Source organism: Pseudomonas sp. DW-iso3 (assembly GCF_058725305.1).
In genome coordinates, this window is sequence record NZ_JBZXDZ010000005.1 from 1 (window position 1) to 4,366 (window position 4,366).

Consider the following 4,366-nt stretch of genomic DNA (forward strand, 5'->3'; position numbering starts at 1 on the left):
AGGACACCGCCCTTTCACGGCGGTAACAGGGGTTCGAGTCCCCTAGGGGACGCCAGTTTCAACAAGCAGCTCGAAAGGTCTGCTGCGTCGCGAGACGAAAAATCCGGGGCTATAGCTCAGCTGGGAGAGCGCTTGCATGGCATGCAAGAGGTCAACGGTTCGATCCCGTTTAGCTCCACCAATTTACAGGTTCAAGGTCTGGCCACACCGTCCTTGAATCGATCAGTTCTCAGCGCTGATCAGTGTACAGAAGGTTTGTGTCCCCTTCGTCTAGTGGCCTAGGACACCGCCCTTTCACGGCGGTAACAGGGGTTCGAGTCCCCTAGGGGACGCCACGATTACCCGCTCTGCGGGATTTTTAAGGGTCATTCAATTATTGAATGGCCCTTTTGTTTGTCTGGCGTTTGGCCAATTCTCTCCTCTTTCCCATTCTTCTCCTCTGACCAACGGTCGCGCGGGTGGCTTGCGGAATATTATTATGGTAATAATATTCAACCCATGAGCATCGGAGGCAATGATGAGCGATAAAAAAGCGCAAACCCGCGAACGCATTTTGCAGGCCGCCAGCGCCGCGTTGATCCAGCGCGGCCCGGCTGAGCCGAGTGTGGGTGAAGTCATGGGCGCGGCGGGGCTGACCGTCGGTGGTTTCTACGCGCACTTCGAAAGCAAGGACGCACTGATGCTGGAGGCCTTCACCCAGTTGCTGGCCAAGCGTCGTGCGTCGATTGATGACATGGACGCCCAGTTGACCGGAGAGGAGCGCAGAAGCCTTGTGGCGGCGTTTTATCTGTCACGCAAACACCGTGACTCAACTGCCCAGGCCTGTCCGATCCCGGCAACTGTCGGCGAGATGAGCCGCCTGCCAGATGAATTCCGCCAAGCGCTGAACGAGCATTGCGAGCTGATGGCCGCGCAACTCGCCGCCAGCCCTGAAGACACCGACAAAGCCCTGGCTGACATGGCGCTGATGATCGGTGGCCTGGCCTTGGCCCGCGCCTTGGGGCCCGGTGAGTTGTCTGACCGTGTGCTGCGCGCCGCCAAGTCGGCCGTGCGCTAGAAGAGGGTTGTCATGATGGGCACATTAACCTGGATTCGTCGCTTCAACGGCACCCTGGGGCATTTGGCGCCGCAAACGGTGGCCGGCAAGATGCGCCGCGCCTTCATGACACCCCGCGACCTGCCGCCGCGTGACTGGGAGCTGCCGCTGCTGGCGCAATCGGAGCGCATCACCTTGCGTTTCGGTTTGTCCGCCTTGCGTTGGGGCCAGGGGCCCGCAGTATTGTTGATGCACGGTTGGGAAGGGCGGCCCACTCAATTCGCCAGCCTGATCACGGCGTTGGTCGATAACGGTTATTCAGTGATTGCGCTCGACGGCCCTGCCCATGGTCGTTCGCCAGGGCGTGAAGCCCATGTGCTGCTGTTCGCCCGTGCCATGCTCGAAGCCGCTGCCGAGTTGCCGCCGCTGCACGCGGTGATCGGCCATTCCATGGGCGGCGCCAGTGCGATGTTGGCGGTGCAGTTGGGCTTGCGTACCGAGGCGCTGGTCAGCATCGCTGCACCGTCACGCTTTCTGGATGTGCTGCGTGGCTTCACCAAGATGGTAGGTTTGCCGGCGCGGGCACGCTCGGCCTTCATCCATGAGGTCGAAATGACCTTCGGCATGCCGCTCAAGCATTTGGATGTGGCCCACTACCAGATGAACATTCCTGGCCTGATCGTACACGCCGAAGACGATACCTTCGTCCCGGTCAAAGCCTCCCAAGCCATTCACGAAGCCTGGTTTGACAGCCGTCTGCTGCGCCTGGAACAGGGCGGTCACCAGAAAGTACTGGCCGATCCGCGCGTGATCGACGGTGTGCTGGCGCTGCTGGCCGGCCGTCGTTTACAGGAGCGGCAAACTGCCTGATACACTGCCCCGGTTAAGTTAATCGACCGGGAGCAAGGCATGGGCTGGGATTTGGCAACGCCGTTTATCATCGATCTGCAGGTCGCCCCTGAAGACATCGACGGACTGGGGCACGCCAATAACGCGGTGTACGTGTCCTGGCTGGAGCGCTGCGCCTGGCGCCATTCCCAGCGGCTGGGCCTGGACCTGACCGAATATCGCCGCCTGGACCGTGCCATGGCGGTGGTGCGTCATGAGATCGACTACCTCGCCGCAGGCTACGAAGGCGATGAGTTGCAACTGGCCACCTGGATCGTCGACTGGGACCAGCGCCTGAAGATGACCCGGCGCTTTCAACTGGTACGCCCGCGTGACGGCGCGACCCTGCTACGCGCGCACACCACCTTTGTCTGCATCGAGCTGTCCACCGGCAAGCCCAAGCGCATGCCCGCGGAATTTCTCGACGGTTATGGCCCCGCCCTGACAGGGGGTTAACGGTTGCTGTGGGAAACCCAGTAAACTGCGCCACGATTTTTGTTGAGTGTTTTCCATGCAAATTGCTTTGGCGCCCATGGAGGGGTTGGTCGACAACATCCTGCGGGACGTTCTCACCCGTGTCGGCGGTATTGACTGGTGCGTGACCGAGTTCATCCGCGTCAACGACCGCCTGCTCACCCCTGCGTATTTCCACAAACTCGCCCCGGAACTGCTCCACGGTGCCCACACCGCTGCGGGTGTGCCGTTGCGTGTGCAATTGCTCGGCTCCGACCCGGTGTGCCTGGCGGAAAACGCCGCGCTGGCGTGTGAGCTGGGTTCGCAGGTCATCGACCTGAACTTCGGCTGCCCGGCCAAGACCGTCAACAAGTCCCGAGGCGGTGCGGTGCTGCTCAAGGAGCCGGAGCTGCTCAACCAGATCGTCGAACACGTCCGACGCGCAGTGCCGGCCCACATTCCCGTCACCGCGAAAATGCGCCTGGGTTTCGACAGCCCGGATGGCGCTCTGGTCTGCGCCACGGCCCTGGCCGAAGGCGGCGCGGCGCATATCGTGGTGCATGCGCGTACCAAGACCGACGGCTACAAGCCGCCTGCCCATTGGGAATGGATCCCGCGCGTACAGGAGGTGGTCAAGGTCCCGGTGTTCGCCAATGGCGATATCTGGAGTGTTGAAGACTGGAAGCGCTGTCGCGAAGTCAGTGGCGCCGAAGACATCATGCTGGGCCGTGGCCTGGTAGCGCGTCCGGACCTGGCGCGGCAGATCGCTGCGGCGCGGGCAGGGGAGGAGGTGGTCGAGATGACGTGGGCAGAGATGCAGCCGATGCTCCAGGAGTTTTGGACCCAGTCGGTGGCACAACTGACCGAGCGTCAGGCGCCGGGGCGTTTGAAGCAATGGCTGGCGATGCTCACCCGCAATTACCCTGAGGCGGTGGATTTGTTTACGCTGATGCGCAGGGAAACCGACCTGGAGCAGGTCGGGCGTTTGTTGGGTATGCCCAGTCGGCGCGAACAGTCTGTGGCGCTGCAAGATTAGGTTTACATATATAAGTGTTTCATCTGTTGCTGTAAGGGGCGCCGAAAGGTGCCTTTTTTTTGTCTGAAAAATATGTTTGGCATCGCCCTGTGCTGCCTGGGCCTGGCTTGGGTTTTTATTTGTTTTGGGTGGTTGTTGTGGTGTTGCGAGATATATGCAAAGGCGTATGAATGTTTGGCTCAACTGCTACTGAAGTTTAATTTTTTAATGTTCTCGGGTGGTAGGACAGGTACTTGCGCGTGCGCCAATTAACATAGCTTTTGTTTTTTAAATAGCGTTGTTGTTTTCATTAAGTTGCTTTGTTCATGGGGTGTTTCCTGAAGTTTCCACTCTTGGGTGGATGTGAGGCGCGTGCAGTCTGGGTTTTTCTGCGAATGTCCATAGGCAAACGTCTCGGGTGCCCAATTGGTTTCCTTATATAAGCCACGATTATTCGGAACTCATCTCCGTTGCGCCCCACGAATCTTGCGAGTTTGTCGAACTCACCGTTGTTTCACACTTAATGTCAATCATGGTCTCTCTCCTGCCGGTGCGGGGGTGGGCACAGATTCAGGAATAAAAATATGTCTAATGTCTCGGCCAAGCAGTTCATGCCAACGAACACACATTATCCACAGCTTAACCAGACTTCCGTGCACGCTGATAAATCGCTCGAATTGTCGCCGTCTATGGACAGTATGAATAAGTTTCTAAAGGACAGTAGTCCGACACCAAAAGAAAACAATGTGCCGATGAATAAGGAGTCCCTGGAAAAGTTATTTGCCATGTTTGAGTTCGCGGTCAAAGCGATGCGTAGCATGCTCGCGGGCATGGGGGTGTTGCCCCGCCTGCCTAGTGACCTTGATGCCCAGCCCCCGGTGAAGCCTGGTACCGATGGCAAGAACGTTCCGGATATGAAGGCCGAACACAAGGTCGCACCGGGGGTGGATACCAAGAAGACCGTGCTACCTGGC

The 4,366-nt window shown here is 58.8% G+C and carries 4 protein-coding genes, 2 tRNA genes and 1 pseudogene; all 7 read left to right on the plus strand.

The annotated features are described in order from the left end of the window. The first annotated feature begins 105 nt into the window (after positions 1–105). Positions 106–181, plus strand: a tRNA-Ala gene (locus AC4PS7_RS14850). Between the two features lie 78 nt (positions 182–259). Then, positions 260–335 (plus strand) — tRNA-Glu (locus AC4PS7_RS14855). A gap of 182 nt (positions 336–517) precedes the next feature. Continuing rightward, positions 518–1,057 carry a TetR/AcrR family transcriptional regulator gene (locus AC4PS7_RS14860; protein ID WP_010209050.1) on the plus strand — a complete coding sequence of 180 codons (540 nt, stop codon included), beginning with the start codon at positions 518–520 and terminating at the stop codon, positions 1,055–1,057. Between the two features lie 15 nt (positions 1,058–1,072). Beyond that, positions 1,073–1,906 (plus strand): alpha/beta hydrolase, encoded by an 834-nt coding sequence (locus AC4PS7_RS14865; protein ID WP_010209051.1) that lies wholly within the window; start codon positions 1,073–1,075, stop codon positions 1,904–1,906. A gap of 39 nt (positions 1,907–1,945) precedes the next feature. Beyond that, a complete protein-coding gene (locus AC4PS7_RS14870; RefSeq protein WP_042571801.1) occupies positions 1,946–2,380 on the plus strand; it encodes an acyl-CoA thioesterase in 435 nt (144 codons plus the stop codon). Positions 2,381–2,435: 55 nt separating this feature from the next. Further along, complete coding sequence (locus AC4PS7_RS14875; protein ID WP_021492566.1) at positions 2,436–3,413, plus strand: tRNA dihydrouridine synthase; 978 nt, start codon at positions 2,436–2,438, stop codon at positions 3,411–3,413. Positions 3,414–3,976: 563 nt separating this feature from the next. After that, positions 3,977–4,366 (plus strand): annotated as a pseudogene (locus tag AC4PS7_RS14880) (hypothetical protein); the annotation flags it as partial.